The sequence below is a fragment of the Maricaulis sp. genome (assembly GCF_039978735.1).
Classification (GTDB): Bacteria; Pseudomonadota; Alphaproteobacteria; order Caulobacterales; family Maricaulaceae; genus Maricaulis.
In genome coordinates, this window is the sequence record NZ_JBDWAS010000015.1 from 105,878 (window position 1) to 122,046 (window position 16,169).

Sequence of the window (16,169 nt, forward strand, 5' to 3'; positions counted from 1 at the left end):
CTTTCCGCATCGCTTACACTGATTGAATTTCCAGCCCTGTAGAGCTAGGAGCAGGCGCTCAGGGTTGGGGGACCGGCCCGGAGCGCACCGGAGGGGATACAGGGTGAAGGCTTTCGTCGAGAGTTCGCATTTCCGCAACTTCATCATGACGCTGATCGTGATCAACGCGATCACGCTGGGGCTGGAAACCTATCCCTATGAAGGCGACTGGTTCACCACCTGGCTGCCGATGATGGACCGCATCATCGTGGGGGTTTTCGTCGTCGAGCTGACCCTCAAGCTGATCGCCTACCGCCACCGCTTCTTCCTGTCGGGCTGGAACTGGTTCGACCTGTTCGTGATCACGGTATCCGTCATCCCGGCGGCCGGCGGGTTCTCTGTCCTGCGGGCGCTGCGGATCGTGCGGGCCTTCCGCCTGTTCTCGGTGATGCCGGATCTGCGCAAGGTCGTGGAAGCCCTGCTCAACGCCATCCCGGGCATGGGGGCCGTAATCGCGGTGCTGGGCCTGATGTTCTACGTCTCCGCCGTGATGGCGACCAAGCTCTATGGCGAGGCCGTTCCCGAACGCTTCGGCACGCTGGGCGACAGCGCCTTCGCCCTGTTCCAGGTGATGACGCTGGAAGGCTGGGCGTCCGATGTCGCCATTCCGGTGATGGAAACCCATCCCTGGGCCTGGATCTTCTTTGTCGTCTTTATCGTGCTGACCAGTTTCGCGGTGCTGAACCTGTTCATCGCCATCATCGTGGACAGCCTGCAGTCCAAGCATTTCGACGACGAAGAGGCCCGCGATGCCGAGGCCGATGCCGACCGGGAAATCCTGCACACCGAGATCGCCGGCTTGCGCGCCGAGATTGCGGCCCTGACCGCGGTCGTTCAGCGCTCGCTGGGCGAGGCGCCGTCTTCGAGCAGTTCGGAAAACGCGGACGACAGGTCGGAATAGAAAGCCGCCAGCCGCTCTTCACGCTCGGACCGCGTGCGCGGTGCCGGGGCGCTCAGGGCACGGGCCGGCAGGCCTTCGTGCACCCGCACCATGAAGTCGCGCCAGATCTGGGCCGGCAGGCCGCCACCCGTCACATTCTCCATCGGGCTGTCATCATCATTGCCGACCCAGACGCCCGCCGTGTAGTCGGCGGTGTAGCCGATGAACCAGGCATCGCGGAAGGACTGGCTGGTGCCGGTCTTGCCTGCCGAGGCGCGGCCCGGCAGGGCGGCCCGGCGGCCGGTGCCGGTCATCACGACATCCTGCAGCATGGTCGACATGGCCTGGGCCGTTTCCGTCTCCAGCGCCCGTTCGGCACCGGGATCGCGATGCTCGTACAGCACATCGCCGCGCGAGTTCGTGATCGAGAGAATGAAGTAGGGCGCGCGGCGTTCACCGTCATTGGCAAACACCGAATAGGCGGCGGTCAGCTCGACCAGGTTCACTTCCGCGGCGCCGAGCGCGATGGCCGGCAGTTCGGGCAGGTCGGAGCGGATGCCCAGCCGATGGCCCATTTCCACGATGCGGCCGATCCCGACCTCGTCGGCGACCTGGACGGCAACCGTGTTGATCGAGCGCTTGAGGGCTTCCTGCAGGGTGACCAGACCGCGATAGGAGCCGGAGAAATTCTGCGGTGTCCAGCCTTCCAGATCGACCGGTTCGTCCCACACCGCCGATGACGGGTCGTAGCCCGCCTCCAGCGCCGCGGCGAAGACGATGGGCTTGAAGGCCGAGCCCGGCTGGCGCTGGGCCTGGAGGGCGCGGTTGAACTGGCTGTCGCGATAGTCCCGCCCGCCGGCGAAGGCACGGATCGCTCCGTCCGGCGCCAGCAGCACGATAGCGGCTTCGCCGGCATTGGCAGCTTCGCCCTGTTCGGACAAGACGCGCTCCACGGTCTCGTTCGCGGCGCGGGCGAGGGCCGGGTCCAGCGTGGTGCGGATGATCAGGTCAGGGATGTCGCCCGGGACCAGGCGCTGTGCCTCGGCCAGGGCCATGTCGAAGGCGTGGCCCCAGTTCGATGTGGCGTTGGGATCGGAGGTGTCGGCGACGGGTTCTGCCGGATCGGCAAGCGCCTCGGCGTGCTCGGTCGCCGTGATGTAGCCGGCTTCCTCCATCGCGGCGAGCACCTGGGCGGCGCGGGCGCGGGCGGCATCCAGATTGACGGTCGGGTCGAGCCGGCTCGGCGCCTTGGGCAGGGCGGCCAGCAGGGCGGCTTCTGCCAAGGTGAGCTCGGTGGCAGACTTGTCGAAATAGCGTTCGGCGGCGGCTTCGATGCCGTAGGCGCGGGCGCCCAGATAGATGCGGTTGAGGTAGAGCTCAAGAATCTCCGTCTTGGACAGCTGGCGCTCCAGCGCCCGCGCCAGCCGCATCTCCTGGATCTTGCGGCGCAGCTCGCGGTCGGGGGTAAGCATGAGATTCTTCACCAGCTGCATGGTGATGGTCGAACCGCCCTCGACCGTGGCGCCGGCCCGGAAATTCCGCCAGAGCGCCCGGGCGACACCGCGGAAATCGACGCCGGTATGCTGGTAGAAGCGCTGGTCCTCGATGGCGAGAAAGGCCTGCGGCACGTGTTCGGGCAGGCTCTCCAGGGCGACGGCGCGGGCATAGAGCGGACCGCGCACAGCGAGGACCCGGCCTTCGCGGTCGGCCAGGGTGACGGCCGGTTCGCGGCGGACATTCCACAGCTCGGCGGCGCTTTGCGGCGCGGACGGCAGATCGTGGAAGGCCCAGTGCCAGCCAGCGAAGGCAAAGGAGACGAGCATGATCGCAATCAGCGCCAGCGATCCGCCCACGATCAGGCGGCGGCGCTGTTCGCGCCGGTCGCGTTCCATCATGTGATCCGCGCGAAACGGCTCCTGGTACATGCTTTTTGCCAACCCCGAATGCCTGGCTGCGTGTTAGGCTCGCCCTGTCTAAAGCCTATCAATAGCGGCGGAATTCAGGCGGGACCATGCCTCAGCCTTTCTGGAAAATGAAATCTCTGGACCAGATGTCCCGTGCCGAGTGGGAATCGCTCTGCGACCATTGCGGAAAGTGCTGCCTGATCAAGCTGGAGGATGAGGATACCGGGCTGCGCATGGAGACCGATGTCGCCTGCACGCTGTTCGATTGCGAGAATGGCGGCTGCCGCAATTATCCGCATCGCCATACCCAGGTGCCGGACTGTGTCGTGCTGACACCGGACAATATCCGCACCCTGCCCTGGATCCCGAAAACCTGTGCCTACCGGCTGATCGCCGAGGGCAAGGATCTTTTTGACTGGCACCCGCTCGTGACCGGCGATCCGCACTCCACCGCCAAGGCGGGCATGAGCGTGGCCGGTCAGGTGGTCAGCGAGGACGATTTCGACGGCGACCCTGACTGGGAAGAACACATCGTGGAATGGCCGGGGGAAGAGGACTGAGGGCCGAAGGCAGTGTCTTCCCCCTCATCCGCCCTGCGGGCACCTTCTCCCTTGGGGAGAAGGGGGCCTTCGTGACACGCGCAACCGGAACTCCCTCTCCCTGGGGAGAGGGCGGGGAGAGGGGGAAAGCACCGGCCTTCGCCCTCCCCAACGCGTCTCTAGCTGAACACCGCCTTGTCCTTGGCGCCGAGGGCCTTGAAGACCATGGCGGCCGGGCAGAAGCCGGTGAAGCTGGTCTGGATCTGGTTGAGGCCGACGAAGGCGGTGAGCAGCAGCCACCATTCGCTGACCTGCCAGGCGAGGATCGCCGAGAGAAGGGTCATGCAGCCGGCGAAAAGCATGACGGCACGTCCGAGAGTCATGAGGTTTCTCCTTGATGGGACGCTTCGGAAAGGGCCGGCCGGTAGGGCGCATCGCCGTCCTTGAAGACGATGTAGATCGCCGGGATAACCAGCACGGTAAGAAGGGTGGACGAGGCGAGGCCGAACAGGAGCGAGATCGCCAGGCCCTGGAAGATCGGATCGCCCAGGATGACCGAGGCGCCGATCATCGCGGCGATCGCGGTCAGGAGGATCGGCTTGAAGCGGATCGCGCCGGCCCGCAGCAGGGTCTCCCGCAGGGGCTCGCCCTCCTCGGCGCCGTGGCGGATGAAGTCGACCAGCAGGATCGAGTTTCGCACGATAATCCCGGCCAGGGCGATGAAGCCGATCATCGAGGTGGCGGTGAAGGCGGCGCCGAAAACCCAGTGCCCGAAGATGATTCCGATGAAGGTCAGCGGGATCGGCGTCAGGATGATCAGCGGCACCCGGAACGATCCGAACTGCGCCACAACCAGCACATAGATGCCCAATAGCGCCACCATGAAGGCCGCACCCATGTCGCGGAAGGTGACATAGGTGATTTCCCACTCGCCGTCCCACAGCAGGGTGACCTCCTCATCGCCCGGCGGCTGACCATACATCCGGATTTGGGGGGCGGGGATATCCTCGCTCCAATCCCGTTCCGCGAGGGCGTCCTGGACGGCGAACATGCCGTAGATCGGCGCCTCGAAATCGCCGGCCAGTTCGGCCATCACCATTTCGGCATAGCGGCCGTCGCGGCGGAAGATCGGGTAGGAGCCGTCCTCCTCGGTGATCGAGACCACATCGCCCAGCTCCACCACGGTGCGGTCGCCCGGCAGGGTGTTGGCGGGAACGGGGGTGGAGGCGAGGCGTTCGGTCCAGCTGCGGTCGCTGCGCGGCAGTTCCACGGCGATCTCGACCGGATTGCGGCCTTCGCCGCGATGGGAATAGCCCACCGTGGTGCCGCCGATCAGGGCGCCGATCGTGTCGTAGACATCCGATTGCTGGACGCGGAAATATTCCAGGCTGTCCTGGTCAATGGCGATGCGCAGGCGCGGCCGCGGCTCGCCGAAGCCGTCATTGACGTCGACGACATAGGGCACGCTCTCGAAGGCGGCGCGGACTTCGCGGGCGACAGCGCGTCGGGTTTCCGCATCGGGACCGTAGATCTCCGCCAGCAGGGTTGCCAGCACGGGCGGGCCCGGCGGGATTTCCGCGACCTGGACGGAGGTGCCCTCAGGCAGGTCCATGCCGGCCAGCAGCTCGCGGGCCTCCAGCGCGATCTCGTGCGAGGCGCGGTCGCGATGGTGTTTGGGCAGGAGATTGACCTGGAGGTCACCCTGTTCCGGCCGGCTGCGCAGATAATAGTGGCGCACCAGCCCGTTGAAATTGAACGGCGCAGACGTGCCGGCATGGGCCTGGATCGAGACCGCTTCCGGAATCGCGGCCAGCCGGCCGGCGGCCTCGGTGAGCACCCGGTCGGTGCGTTCCAGCGTGGCGCCTTCGGGCAGGTCGATAATGACCTGGAATTCCGACTTGTTGTCGAAGGGCAGGAGTTTCACCGTCACGCCCTTGAAGTAGAAGGCGGACATGGAAACCAGGGTGAGCACGCCCACCGTCAGGAGCAGGGTCCAGGCGGGCTTGCGTCCGGCGACAATGGGTGTGGCGACGCGGCGGTAGAGCCGGCCGAGAATGCCCTCATGGCCTTCGGCATGGCCGGAGACATCGGATTTGCGGCGGCCGGCGATCATCATCATCAGCCAGGGCGTGAGCACCATGGCGACAAAGAAAGAGAAGATCATCGCGGCCGAGGCATTGACCGGGATCGGCGCCATGTAGGGCCCCATCAGGCCCGACACGAACAGCATGGGCAGGAGGGCCGCGACCACGGTGAGGGTGGCGACGATGGTGGGATTGCCCACTTCGGCCACGGCCTCGACGGCAGCGGTGATGCGCGGCCGCCCGTCCTTCATCGCCCAGTGGCGGGCGATATTCTCGATCACCACGATGGCGTCGTCGACCAGGATGCCGATGGAGAAGATCAGCGCGAACAGCGAGACGCGGTTGATCGTGTAGCCCATCAGGTTGGACGCAAACAGCGTCATAAGGATGGTGGTCGGGATGACGACCAGCACGACCAGGCCTTCGCGCCAGCCGATCACGAACGTGACCAGCAGCACGATGGAGACGGTGGCGAGGCCGAGGTGGAAGAGTAGCTCGTTGGCCTTCTCGTTGGCGGTCTCGCCGTAATTGCGGGTGACGGTGACCTCGACGCCCTCGGGGATCAGGCTGCCGCGCAGCAGGTCGAGGCGTTCCAGTATGTGTTCGGAGACGACGACCGCATTGGCGCCCTCGCGCTTGGCCAGGGCCAGGGTGACGGCGGGCGTGCGCTGCCAGCTGGCGGTGGAGCCGTGCGCATCCTCGCCATGACTGCCGTCGCTCCCCTCGCGGGTGAACATCCAGGCGCGGGCACCGGCCGGCTCGGCACCGACAATGACATCTGCCACATCGCGCACATAGACCGGGCGTCCGTCGCGCGCGGTGAGCAGGAGCAGGCCGATATCGGGCACGCCCTGCAGTGTCTGGCCGGCGGTGACGAAGCGCGTGGTGTCATTGCCGCTCACCTGGCCGGCGGGGAAGGCGCGGTTGGCCTCGGCGATGCGGCCGGCGAGCTGTTGCAGGGTGACGCCGTATTGCGACAGGCGTTCCGGATCCGGTTCGACACGGATCTGGTCGGCGCGGCCACCGGTGATATAGGTCAGGCCGACATCGTCGACCGACATCAGCGCGGCGCGCAATTCCTCGGCGATATTGTAAAGGGCATTGTCGTCCCAGTGCCCGGCCACGGCGGGCGCGGGCGACAGGGTCAGCGCGACAATGGCGACATCGTCAATGCCGCGGCCGACGATCAGCGGCGGATTGATGCCGTGGGGGATGCGGTCGAGATTGGCGTTGATCCGCTCGTGCACGCGCAGGATCGCGTCGTCGGCATCGGTGCCGACATCGAAGCGCGCGGTGACCATCACCTGGTCGTCTTCGGTCTGGGAATAGACGTGTTCGACATTCTCGATCGATCGGATGATCGTCTCGAGCGGTTCGGTGACCAGCTCCACCGCGTCCGGTGCGCGCAGGCCCGGCGCGGCGACCATCACATCGACCATCGGCACGGAGATCTGCGGTTCTTCCTCGCGCGGGATGACCATCAGGGCGATCAGGCCCATGGCCAGCGAGGCCAGCAGGATGAGCGGCGTCAGCGGCGAGCGGATGAAACCCTTCGCCAGATGTCCGGAAAGACCCAGCTTCATGGCTGCACCAGCACGTCGCCGGCGGCGATGCCGCCGAGAATTTCAATACCGTCTGCGGTCTCGCGGCCGCGCTGGACGACAATGTCCACGACATGGCCATCGGCCTCGCGCAGGCGGACATAGTCGACGCCATAGCGGTTGATCAGGAAGGCTTCGGGTACGATGACGGCATCGCGCTCATCGACCTCGACATGCACGCGCACGCGTTCGCCGACAAAGTAATTGCCCAGCCCCTCGACGACGGCATCGGCGATGACGCGGCCGTCCTCGATGCGCGGATAGACCTGGCGGATACGGCCGGTGGGTGCGACATCGCCGGTCAGGGCAGCCGCATCGACGGTCACCGTATCGCCTTCGGCAATCGTGCGGGCATGACGTTCCGGCAGGCGCAGGCGCAGAAGGTAGAGATCGGAGGCAATGGTGGCGACCTGTTCGCCCTGCAGTACGACCGAACCGGCGGTCACCGGTACGTCGAGCACGCGGCCGCTGGCCGGGGCGAGCACATCGCCCTCGCGCGATTGCTGCACCAGCACGGCGCGCTCCTGGCGGGCCGAGGCGAGCTGGCCTTCCAGCACATCGACCTGGGTCCGGGCCTGATCCAGACGCGCCTGGGGGAAGATCCCGCGGTCGAACAGGTCCTGGGCGCGGGTCAGGTCGATGCGGGCCTGGTCCAGCTGGGCCTGCAGGGACGAGGCGGTGGCGTTGATGGCGCCGATCTGCGGCGCCAGCCGGTCGTCCACCACCACGGCCAGCACATCGCCGGCCGCCACGGCATCGCCCTCATCCACACGCAGCTCGCCGATCGTGCCGGAGATGCGGGCGCGAGCGGCCACGGTGTCGATGCTCTCGACCGTGGCGAACACGGCCTTGCGGTCGGCAATCCGGGTCGCGGTGACGGTGAAGCTCTCGCCCGGCTGGGCGAGGGCAGCGGGGGCGGTGACCGCGAGAAGGGCGGTCGCGAGGAGGCCGGCTTTCAGCATGGCGATCGGGCCTTTCCGGTTCAGCGGCTCTGGGGGTCGATAACGGCGCCGGTGGCCGGATCGATGGTGATGGTCGGCAGGCCGGACGTCTTCCAGGCCAGGAGGCCGCCCTTCACATGGGCGGTGATCGGCACGCCGGCTTTCTGGCAGCGTTGCAGGGCGTCCATCGAGCGCTTGCCGGATCCGCAATGCAGGATCACCTCGCGGGACTTGTCGACCGGCAGGGATTGCGGATCGAAGGTCGACAGCGGGTGCAGCGAGGCGCCGTGCAGGCGCTCGGTGGCGTATTCGCGCGGTTCGCGCACATCGATCAGCACGGCCGTATTGTCCTGCAGGGCCTTGTAGACATCTTTCGGGTCGAGTTCGCGAAGGCTCATGTCGGGGTCTCCCTATGGGGCAAGCTGTGGGCCAAAACATTAGTTGACACTAATTTAGTGGAAGCTATATTAGCTGTCAATGATGTTTCAGATGCCGTGTTCGAGGTGACCCGCGTGACGACAATCGACCCGCAGATCGCGCAATTGCAGGACCAGGCCGGCGATGCCGCGGCCTTCCTGAAACTGCTGGCCAATGAAAAGCGCCTCCTGATCCTGTGCCGTCTGGCGATGGGGGAGGCGACGGTGGGCGAGCTCACCGAGATTGCCGGCCTGTCGCAATCGGCCATGTCCCAGCACCTGGCAAAAATGCGCAGCGACGGTCTGGTGGAAGGGCGCAAATCCGGTCTCCAGGTCCACTATTCGATCAGCGACGAACGCTGTCTCGGCATCCTCATGCATCTGAAATCGCAGTTCTGCACCGTAGCCGATGCGGTGGCCGGATAGATTGATCCAACGCAAAGCCGGAGCGCGGTATTCCGGACAAGAATGACCCGTTGAAGCCGGGTCGGGAGGAAAACATGGCTCATATCGTTGTACTTGGCGCCGGCCTCGGCGGCGTTCCCATGGCCCTGGAAGCGCGCAAGGAATTGCGCTCCAGCGACCGGATCACGGTGGTCTCGGACTATCCCACCTTCCACTTCACCCCCTCCAATCCCTGGGTCGCGGTCGACTGGCGCAAGCCGGAAAAGATCAAGGTCGAGCTGGAGCCGATGCTGAAGAAGAAGGGCATCGATTTCATCCACGCCGCGGCCACGAAAGTCCGCCCCGACGCCAATGCGATCGATCTGGCAAATGGCGAGACGCTGGAATACGACTATCTGGTTATCGCCACCGGCCCGGAACTGGCCTTCGACGAGATCGAGGGGCTGGGCCCGCATGGCGGTTTCACCCAGTCGATCTGCCATGTCGATCATGCCGCGGCGTCCAACGATGTCTGGCAGGACTTCGTGAAGGATCCCGGCCCGATCGTGGTCGGGGCGGTACAGGGCGCGTCCTGTTTCGGGCCGGCCTATGAATTCGCGATGATTCTCGAGACCGATCTGAGAAGGCGCAAGATCCGCGACAAGGTGCCGATGACCTTTGTCACCTCGGAACCCTATATCGGCCATCTCGGCCTTGACGGTGTCGGCGACACCAAGGGTCTGCTGGAAAGCGAGATGCGCAACCGGCACATCAAGTGGATCACCTCGGCCCGCGTGACAAAGGTCGAGGACGGCATGATGCATGTCGAGGAAGTGGCCGAGGACGGATCGGTCAAGAAGACCCACGAACTGCCCTTCAAATACTCGATGATGCTGCCCGCCTTCCGCGGTATCGCCGCGGTGCGCGATGTCGAGGGCCTGGTCAATCCGCGCGGCTTTGTCGTGATCGACGAGCACCAGCGCAACCCGAAATATCCCAATGTCTTCTCGGTCGGCGTCTGCGTCGCCATCCCGCCGGTTGCGGCCTATCCGGTGCCGGTGGGCGTGCCCAAGACCGGTTTCATGATCGAGAGCATGGTGGTCGCCACCGCCCGCAATCTGCGCGCCGATCTGGACGGCAAGCCGGCCAATAATGTCGCCACCTGGAATGCGGTCTGCCTGGCCGATTTCGGCGATGGCGGCGTCGCCTTCGTCGCCATGCCGCAAATCCCGCCGCGCAATGTGAACTGGTCCGCCGACGGCGGCTGGGTCCACCTCGCCAAGGCCGGTTTCGAAAGCTATTTCCTCGGCAAGATCCGCGGCGGCGTCGGCGAACCCTTCTACGAGAAGGCGGTGTTCGACATGCTGGGCATCCACAAGGTGAAGAAGGAAAGCTGATTTCCCTTGTCATCCCGGATGGACGCCCCGCGCGTCCCGGCTCAAGGCCGGGAGGGCGAAAGTCCGGGACCCATAAACACGGTGGTTATCTAGCTGTCGCTGACATCGAGCCTTCTTTCGGCCAAAAACGCGCGTATCGGTCCCGGCCCTGCGGCCTGCCTTCGCAGGCCATTCGGCCGGGATGACAGTCTCGTGCAGTGCTACCAATTGCGCTGGTGTTCCGGTGCCAGTTCGGCCGGATCGGTTCCGCCCAGACCCGGGTAGAGATCATTCCAGTCGGGATTGTCTTTCTCGATCAGATTGATCTTCCACTGCCGCCGCCAGCGCTTGATGCGCTTTTCCCTGGCAATCGCTTCATTGATATCCTGGTGAGGCTCGTACCAGACAAGCCGGTCGACACCGTATTTGGCCGTAAACCCGGGAACCTGCCGGATCTTGTGCTCGAACACCCGGCGCAGCAGCGAATTGGTGACGCCGCAATACAGCGTTCCGTATCTGCGCGAAGCGAGCAGGTAAACAAAATAGCAATGCTCCATAGACGCAATTATAAATTGTGTATCATGAATTGTCATCCCGGATGCACGCCCTGCGCAGGCAGGGCGAAAGTCCGGGACCCATAACCCCGGTGATTGTCCAGCTGTCGCTGACATCGAGCCTGCTTCCGGCCGAAAGCGAGCGTATAGGTCCCGGCCCTGCAGCCCGCCTTCGCGGGCGATCCGGCCGGGATGACAGCGGCGCTTAAAAAGCACAAACCGCGGATAGCCCGTCCGCTATCCCCGCATCGCGGAAAAACTTTCTCCACGCTTTCAATCTCTTCGCGAAAAAACACGGCCCGAAATCAGACCGGTGCCGGCGCCGGGCTATGGTTCGGCATGCTTGAGAAAACCGAGAGAAAACGGCGCGACCGGGTCGACTGGTATCCCTGGATGGTGCGCTACGAGGCGGGCGAAAGCGCAAGCGCGCTCGCTGCCGAGGCCGGCTGTTGCCGGAACACGATCTACCGCAATTGGGCCTGGTTCTCGGCGCTTGCGCCGGAGGAGCGGGCCGATCTGCGACGGCAGGCCTTCCGCCGGCTGGCGGCACGGATCGAGTCAGATGCCCTGCGTTGCCGGATCGACGAGGCCGGCAAGCAGGCGCGTGGACTGGAGCCGGTCCGGCGGCTGCTCGAAGCCATGGAGGACGAGATGAAACCGAACACGACAAGACCGGCAGCAGGGGGCCAGCATGACGAGATCTCTCCCGCCGCAGCCCGGGCCGAACTTCTTGCTCGACTGGATGAGCACGCAAGACTGCGACGTACAAAAGCGCTGGACGGACAGTCTGAGCGAAGCGCAGCTGGCGCAGATGTGCCGCGACTGGCGTCTCTGGAAACCAAGCAGGGCACAGATCCCGCCTGAGGGTGACTGGCTGATCTGGCTTTTCCTGGGCGGCCGCGGTGCGGGCAAGACCCGCGCGGGGGCCGAATGGGTGCGCGGCGTGGTGGAGGGCGGGGCCCAGCGCATCGCGCTGGTCGCGCCGACTTTCAACGATGTGCGCGAAGTGATGATCGAGGGCCCGTCCGGCCTGATGAATATCGGACCGGAGGCGGGCCGGCCGCGCTATGAGGCCAGCCGCAAGCGCGTCGTCTGGCCCGGCGGGGCGGTGGGCCATGCCTTCTCTGCCGAGGATGCGGACGGGCTGCGCGGACCGCAATTCGATTTTGCCTGGGGCGACGAAGTTGCCGCCTGGTCGAACCCGCAGCGCGTCATCGACACGCTGCGCATGGGGTTGCGTCTGGGCGATCATCCGCGCCTGATGCTGACCACCACGCCGCGGCCGATCCCGGCGCTGAAACGCCTGGTGAAACAGGCCGGCGTGGAGCTGAGCCATCAGCCGACCGCCGACAATGCGGCCAATCTGGCACCGGGCTTTCTCGACGCGATGAATGCTGCCTATGGCGGCTCCGCGCTGGGGCGGCAGGAGATCGAGGGCATTCTGATCGACGATCCGCCCGGCGCGCTGTGGACGCGCGCCCAGGTCGAGGCCTGTTTTGCCGAGACCGTGCCCGATCTCGACCGGATCGTGGTCGCCGTCGACCCGCCGGCCTCGGGCGGTCCGCGCTCGGACGAGTGCGGCATCGTGGTGGCGGGCGCGGCGGGCGAGGGGCCGGGCCGGCGCGGTGTCGTGCTGGCGGACATGTCCTTCGGGCCCGCCATGCCGGCCGACTGGGCCGCGCGCGTAGCGTCGGCCTTCGACAGTTTCAGCGCCGACAGCGTGATCGCCGAGGCCAATCAGGGCGGGGAGATGGTGCGCTCGGTGCTCAAGGCCGCCGACGCCGCCCTGCCGGTCAGGCTGGTGCATGCCACGCGCGGCAAGCATGTGCGCGCCGAACCGGTCGCCGCCCTCTATGCCGCCGGGCGGGTGAGGCATGCCGGCCGTTTTGCCGCCCTGGAAGACCAGATGTGCGCCTTCGGCTCACCCGAGGCCGGCGGTACCAGCCCCGACCGCGTCGACGCCCTCGTCTGGGCCCTGACCGACCTCCTCGTCGGCACCCGCGGCGCCCCGCGCATGCGGTGGATGTAGGGAATTTGCGCATTGTCATCCCGGCCGGATGGCCTGCGAAGGCAGGCCGCAGGGGCGGGACCTATAGCCTCGTTGCGGGCCGTAAGCAGGCACGACATTCGCGCCAACCCGGAACCATCGGGGTTATGGGGCCCGGACTTTCGCCCCGCCTGCGCGGGGCGTGCACCCGGGATGACAGCAAAGCTTTCGAACACAAAGAAAGGACACACCATGTCCAACTGGTTTTCCCGGTTTTTCGGCCGGGATGTGAAGACGGCTGCGACGAGCCGGCTGGTCTCGCTGGCGGCGGGGCGGGTGTCGCGCTGGCTGCCGCGGGCGCTGCCGGCGCAGATCGAGGCGGGCTATGCGCGCAATGCGGTGGCCAATCGCTGCGTCAGGCTGATCGCCGAGGCCGCTGCCGACGTGCCGTTCCGGGCCTCCGATCCGGCCGTGCAGCGTCTCCTGGACCGGCCCAATGCCGAGACATCCGGGCCCGAGCTGTGGGAAAAACTCTACGGTTATCTACAGCTGGCGGGGAATGGCTATCTCGAGCTCGTCACCCTGGACGGCGAACCGCGCGAGCTTTTCAGCCTGCGCCCGGATCGCATGCGTGTGCTGGCCGATCCGACGGGCTGGCCGACCGGGTGGGAGTATGGCGCCGGAGGATACAAGCGCCGCTTCGAGCGCGATCCGTCCACAGGCCGTTCACAGGTTTTCCACATGCGGCTCTTCCATCCGTCCGACGATCATTACGGCCTCTCGCCGCTGGAACCGGCGGGCCGGGCGGTCGATCTGCACACGGCCGGGGCGGACTGGGCGCGGGCGCTCCTGGACAATGCAGCGCGGCCCTCCGGTGCGCTGGTCTTCAACGGCGCCGACGGACATCTCACCGAGGACCAGTTCGAACGGCTCAAGGGCGAGCTGGCCAACACGCACACGGGTGCTGCCAATGCCGGCCGTCCGCTGCTGCTGGAGGGCGGTCTGGACTGGAAGCCGATGGCGATGAGCCCGGCGGAGATGGACTTCATCGAGGCGCGGCGCGAGGCTGCGCGCGAGATCGCGCTGGCCTTCGGCGTGCCGCCGCTCATCCTCGGCCTGCCGGGCGACAATACCTATGCCAATTATCGCGAGGCCAATCTCGCCTTCATCCGCCAGACCGTGACGCCGCTGGTGCGCAAGACCGCGCGGGCGCTGTCGGTCTGGCTGCAGCCCTGGTTCGGCGGGACGCTGACCATCGAGGCCGAGCTGCCCGGTCCGGAGGCGACGTCATGAGCGAGATGCCCCGCTGGACGCTGCAGCGTCAGGTGACCGCCGGCGTGCTCCTTGCCATCGGCCTGCAGAGCGCCGGCGCGCTGATCTGGTCCGGCCGCGTCGCCGAACGCCTCGACCAGCTGGAACACGCCAATGACCGCGCCGGCCCGCTCGCCGAACGCCTGGCCCGGCTGGAAGCCGAAATGCGCCTGGCGCGCGAGAGCCTGGTGCGCATCGAACGCCGGATGGAGGAGTAGGCGGGGCGCCTCACCAGACCCGTCATTGTCATCCCGGATGCACGCCCCGCGGAGGCGGGGCGAAAGTCCGGGACCCATAATCCCGGTGCGCCTCCAGCTGCCGCTGAAATCGGATCCGCCTCCGGCCAAAAGCGAGCGCATGGGTCCCGGCCCTGCGGCCCGCCTGCGCGGGCCATCCGGCCGGGATGACATCGCAAATTCAAGGAAGATTTTATCATGCCCCAACCCCTCCTGATCGAGGGTCATGCGAGCCTGTTCGGGCTGGCGGACCTGGCCGGCGATGTCGTGCATCGCGGCGCGTTTGCCCGGACGCTGCGGGCGAAGACCTCGATCCCCATGCTGTTCCAGCACGATCCGGCCGAACCGGTCGGCGTGTGGACCGGGCTGCGCGAGGACCGGCGCGGCCTCTTCGTCACCGGCGAGATCCTGGCCGAGGGCCCGCGCGGACGCACGGCGGCGGGTCTGGTGGCCCGCGGTGCGGTGAACGGTCTTTCCATCGGCTTTCGCACCCGCCGCTCCGCCGCCCGCAAGCCGCGCGGCCGCGATCTTTTCGACATCGATCTCTGGGAGGTCTCCATCGTGACCTTCCCCATGCTGCCGCAGGCCCGCCTGCGGCTTGTCCGGCCTGCCGTGGCCGCCTGATCTCCTTCACTCAAAAGGGAAAATCCATGACCAAGGAAACCAAGATGACGCCGGTCTCGGCGGAAACCCGGGCCGCGCTGGGCGAGGTGCTGGCCGCCTTCGAGGCCTTCAAGGAGGCCAATGACGCCCGCCTCGACGAGATCGACGCCAAGGCCTCGTCCGACGTGCTGCTGGACGACAAGGTCGCCCGCATCGACGCGGCCCTGACGCAGCAGAAATCCGCCCTCGACCGCCTCCTGCTCGACCGCGCCCGCCCCGGTCTCGACGGCGCTCCGGCGGGTGCCGGTTCGGCGGCCTGGTCGGACTATATGCGCCGCGGCGATGCGGCCGGGCTGAATGAGGGCAAATCGGCCAGCGCGGGCTCGGACGCCGATGGCGGCTATGTCGTGCCGGCGGAGACCGAGGCGCGCATCGATCGCCTCCTGACCGAAGCCTCGCCGATCCGCGCCATCGCCTCGGTGCGCCAGACCTCGGCGGGCATGTTCCGCAAACCGGTCTCCAAGGGCGGCACCGCCACCGGCTGGGTCGCCGAGACCGCCGCGCGGCCGGAGACCGACAGCCCAACGCTGGACCTGATCGATTTCCCCTGCGCCGAACTCTACGCCATGCCGGCCGCCACCCAGCAGCTGCTGGACGATGCCATGGTCGATATCGAGCAATGGCTGGCGGAAGAGGTGCGGGATGTCTTCGCCGTCCAGGAAGGCGCGGCCTTCGTCTCCGGCAATGGCTCGGGCAAGCCGCGCGGTTTCCTGGGCTACACCAAGGCCGCCGAAGGCAATCAGGCCTGGGGCGAGATGGGCTATGTCGCGACCGGAACGGATGGCGGTTTCGACGCCTCCGACCCGGCCGACGCGCTGATCGATCTCGTCTATGCGCCCAAGACCGCCTATCGCGCCCGCGGCCGTTTCGTGATGAACCGCCAGACCGTCTCTGCCGTGCGCCGCTTCAAGGATGCCGACGGCAATTATCTCTGGCAGCCCTCTCTCAGCGAAGCCGGCACCTCGACCTTGCTGGGCTATCCCGTCACCGAGGCGGAAGACATGCCCGATATCGGCTCGGACGCCTTTGCCATCGCCTTCGGCGATTTCGAGAAGGGCTATCTCGTCGTCGACCGCCAGGGCGTGGAAGTGCTGCGCGATCCCTATTCCGCCAAACCCTACGTCCTCTTCTACACCACCAAACGCGTCGGCGGCGGCGTACAGGATTTCGAGGCCATCAAGCTGTTGAAGTTCGGGACGTCGTAGAGGCTTTCCTCCCCACGCAAGTGGGGAGGGGGACCCGCGAAGCGGGGGA

Annotated in this window: 16 protein-coding genes; 10 read left to right on the plus strand and 6 right to left on the minus strand. The window is 66.4% G+C overall.

Annotated elements, in window-relative coordinates; all coding sequences use genetic code 11:
- Positions 1–103: 103 nt before the first annotated feature.
- Positions 104–940, plus strand: a complete 837-nt coding sequence (locus ABJO18_RS05240; RefSeq protein ID WP_348507679.1) for an ion transporter — start codon at positions 104–106, stop codon at positions 938–940.
- On the opposite strand, the gene ABJO18_RS05245 is transcribed toward ABJO18_RS05240, so the two are convergent.
- On the minus strand, positions 874–2,814 hold the full coding sequence (locus ABJO18_RS05245; protein ID WP_348515760.1) for a PBP1A family penicillin-binding protein: 1,941 nt from the start codon (positions 2,812–2,814) through the stop codon (positions 874–876). The two genes, ABJO18_RS05240 and ABJO18_RS05245, sit on opposite strands and share 67 nt — an antisense overlap.
- 116 nt (positions 2,815–2,930) lie before the next feature.
- On the opposite strand from ABJO18_RS05245, the gene ABJO18_RS05250 reads away from it, so the two are divergent.
- The gene (locus ABJO18_RS05250) at positions 2,931–3,383 is read left to right on the plus strand and encodes a YcgN family cysteine cluster protein (RefSeq protein WP_348507681.1); all 453 of its coding nucleotides are present in this window, start codon (positions 2,931–2,933) and stop codon (positions 3,381–3,383) included.
- 158 nt (positions 3,384–3,541) lie between these two features.
- Here ABJO18_RS05250 and ABJO18_RS05255 read toward each other — a convergent pair whose 3' ends face one another.
- Genes ABJO18_RS05255 through ABJO18_RS05270 form a run of 4 tightly spaced genes read right to left on the minus strand, consistent with a single transcriptional unit; the run spans position 3,542 to position 8,386 of the window.
- Complete coding sequence (locus ABJO18_RS05255; protein ID WP_271185089.1) at positions 3,542–3,745, minus strand: DUF2892 domain-containing protein; 204 nt, start codon at positions 3,743–3,745, stop codon at positions 3,542–3,544.
- Entirely contained in the window at positions 3,742–7,029 is a 3,288-nt protein-coding gene (locus tag ABJO18_RS05260) for an efflux RND transporter permease subunit (protein ID WP_348515761.1), read from the minus strand. Before ABJO18_RS05260 ends, ABJO18_RS05255 begins: the two co-directional genes overlap by 4 nt.
- Complete coding sequence (locus ABJO18_RS05265; protein ID WP_348509079.1) at positions 7,026–8,009, minus strand: efflux RND transporter periplasmic adaptor subunit; 984 nt, start codon at positions 8,007–8,009, stop codon at positions 7,026–7,028. Before ABJO18_RS05265 ends, ABJO18_RS05260 begins: the two co-directional genes overlap by 4 nt.
- 20 nt (positions 8,010–8,029) lie before the next feature.
- Entirely contained in the window at positions 8,030–8,386 is a 357-nt protein-coding gene (locus ABJO18_RS05270) for a rhodanese-like domain-containing protein (RefSeq protein WP_348509080.1), read from the minus strand.
- Positions 8,387–8,500: 114 nt separating this feature from the next.
- Between ABJO18_RS05270 and ABJO18_RS05275 the strand changes: the two genes are divergently transcribed.
- Positions 8,501–8,830, plus strand: a complete 330-nt coding sequence (locus ABJO18_RS05275) for a metalloregulator ArsR/SmtB family transcription factor (protein ID WP_348509081.1) — start codon at positions 8,501–8,503, stop codon at positions 8,828–8,830.
- Between the two features lie 74 nt (positions 8,831–8,904).
- Entirely contained in the window at positions 8,905–10,185 is a 1,281-nt protein-coding gene (locus tag ABJO18_RS05280) for an FAD-dependent oxidoreductase (RefSeq protein ID WP_348509082.1), read from the plus strand.
- Between the two features lie 200 nt (positions 10,186–10,385).
- Here ABJO18_RS05280 and ABJO18_RS05285 read toward each other — a convergent pair whose 3' ends face one another.
- Positions 10,386–10,721, minus strand: coding sequence for a GIY-YIG nuclease family protein (locus ABJO18_RS05285; RefSeq protein WP_348509083.1), 336 nt, complete (start codon positions 10,719–10,721; stop codon positions 10,386–10,388).
- A 336-nt stretch (positions 10,722–11,057) separates the two neighbouring features.
- Between ABJO18_RS05285 and ABJO18_RS05290 the strand changes: the two genes are divergently transcribed.
- The 6 genes from ABJO18_RS05290 to ABJO18_RS05315 all read left to right on the plus strand — a co-directional run bounded on the left by ABJO18_RS05290 (position 11,058) and on the right by ABJO18_RS05315 (position 16,120).
- Positions 11,058–11,582: a hypothetical protein gene (locus tag ABJO18_RS05290; protein ID WP_348509084.1), complete on the plus strand. Its 525-nt coding sequence runs from the start codon at positions 11,058–11,060 to the stop codon at positions 11,580–11,582.
- On the plus strand, positions 11,530–12,747 hold the full coding sequence (locus ABJO18_RS05295) for a terminase family protein (protein WP_348515777.1): 1,218 nt from the start codon (positions 11,530–11,532) through the stop codon (positions 12,745–12,747). Before ABJO18_RS05290 ends, ABJO18_RS05295 begins: the two co-directional genes overlap by 53 nt.
- Before the next feature lie 210 nt (positions 12,748–12,957).
- Entirely contained in the window at positions 12,958–13,998 is a 1,041-nt protein-coding gene (locus ABJO18_RS05300) for a phage portal protein (protein ID WP_348515762.1), read from the plus strand.
- Positions 13,995–14,234, plus strand: a complete 240-nt coding sequence (locus tag ABJO18_RS05305) for a hypothetical protein (RefSeq protein WP_348515763.1) — start codon at positions 13,995–13,997, stop codon at positions 14,232–14,234. Before ABJO18_RS05300 ends, ABJO18_RS05305 begins: the two co-directional genes overlap by 4 nt.
- Before the next feature lie 216 nt (positions 14,235–14,450).
- The gene (locus ABJO18_RS05310) at positions 14,451–14,876 is read left to right on the plus strand and encodes an HK97 family phage prohead protease (protein WP_348508169.1); all 426 of its coding nucleotides are present in this window, start codon (positions 14,451–14,453) and stop codon (positions 14,874–14,876) included.
- 26 nt (positions 14,877–14,902) lie between these two features.
- On the plus strand, positions 14,903–16,120 hold the full coding sequence (locus ABJO18_RS05315; protein ID WP_348508168.1) for a phage major capsid protein: 1,218 nt from the start codon (positions 14,903–14,905) through the stop codon (positions 16,118–16,120).
- The last annotated feature ends 49 nt before the right edge of the window (positions 16,121–16,169 follow it).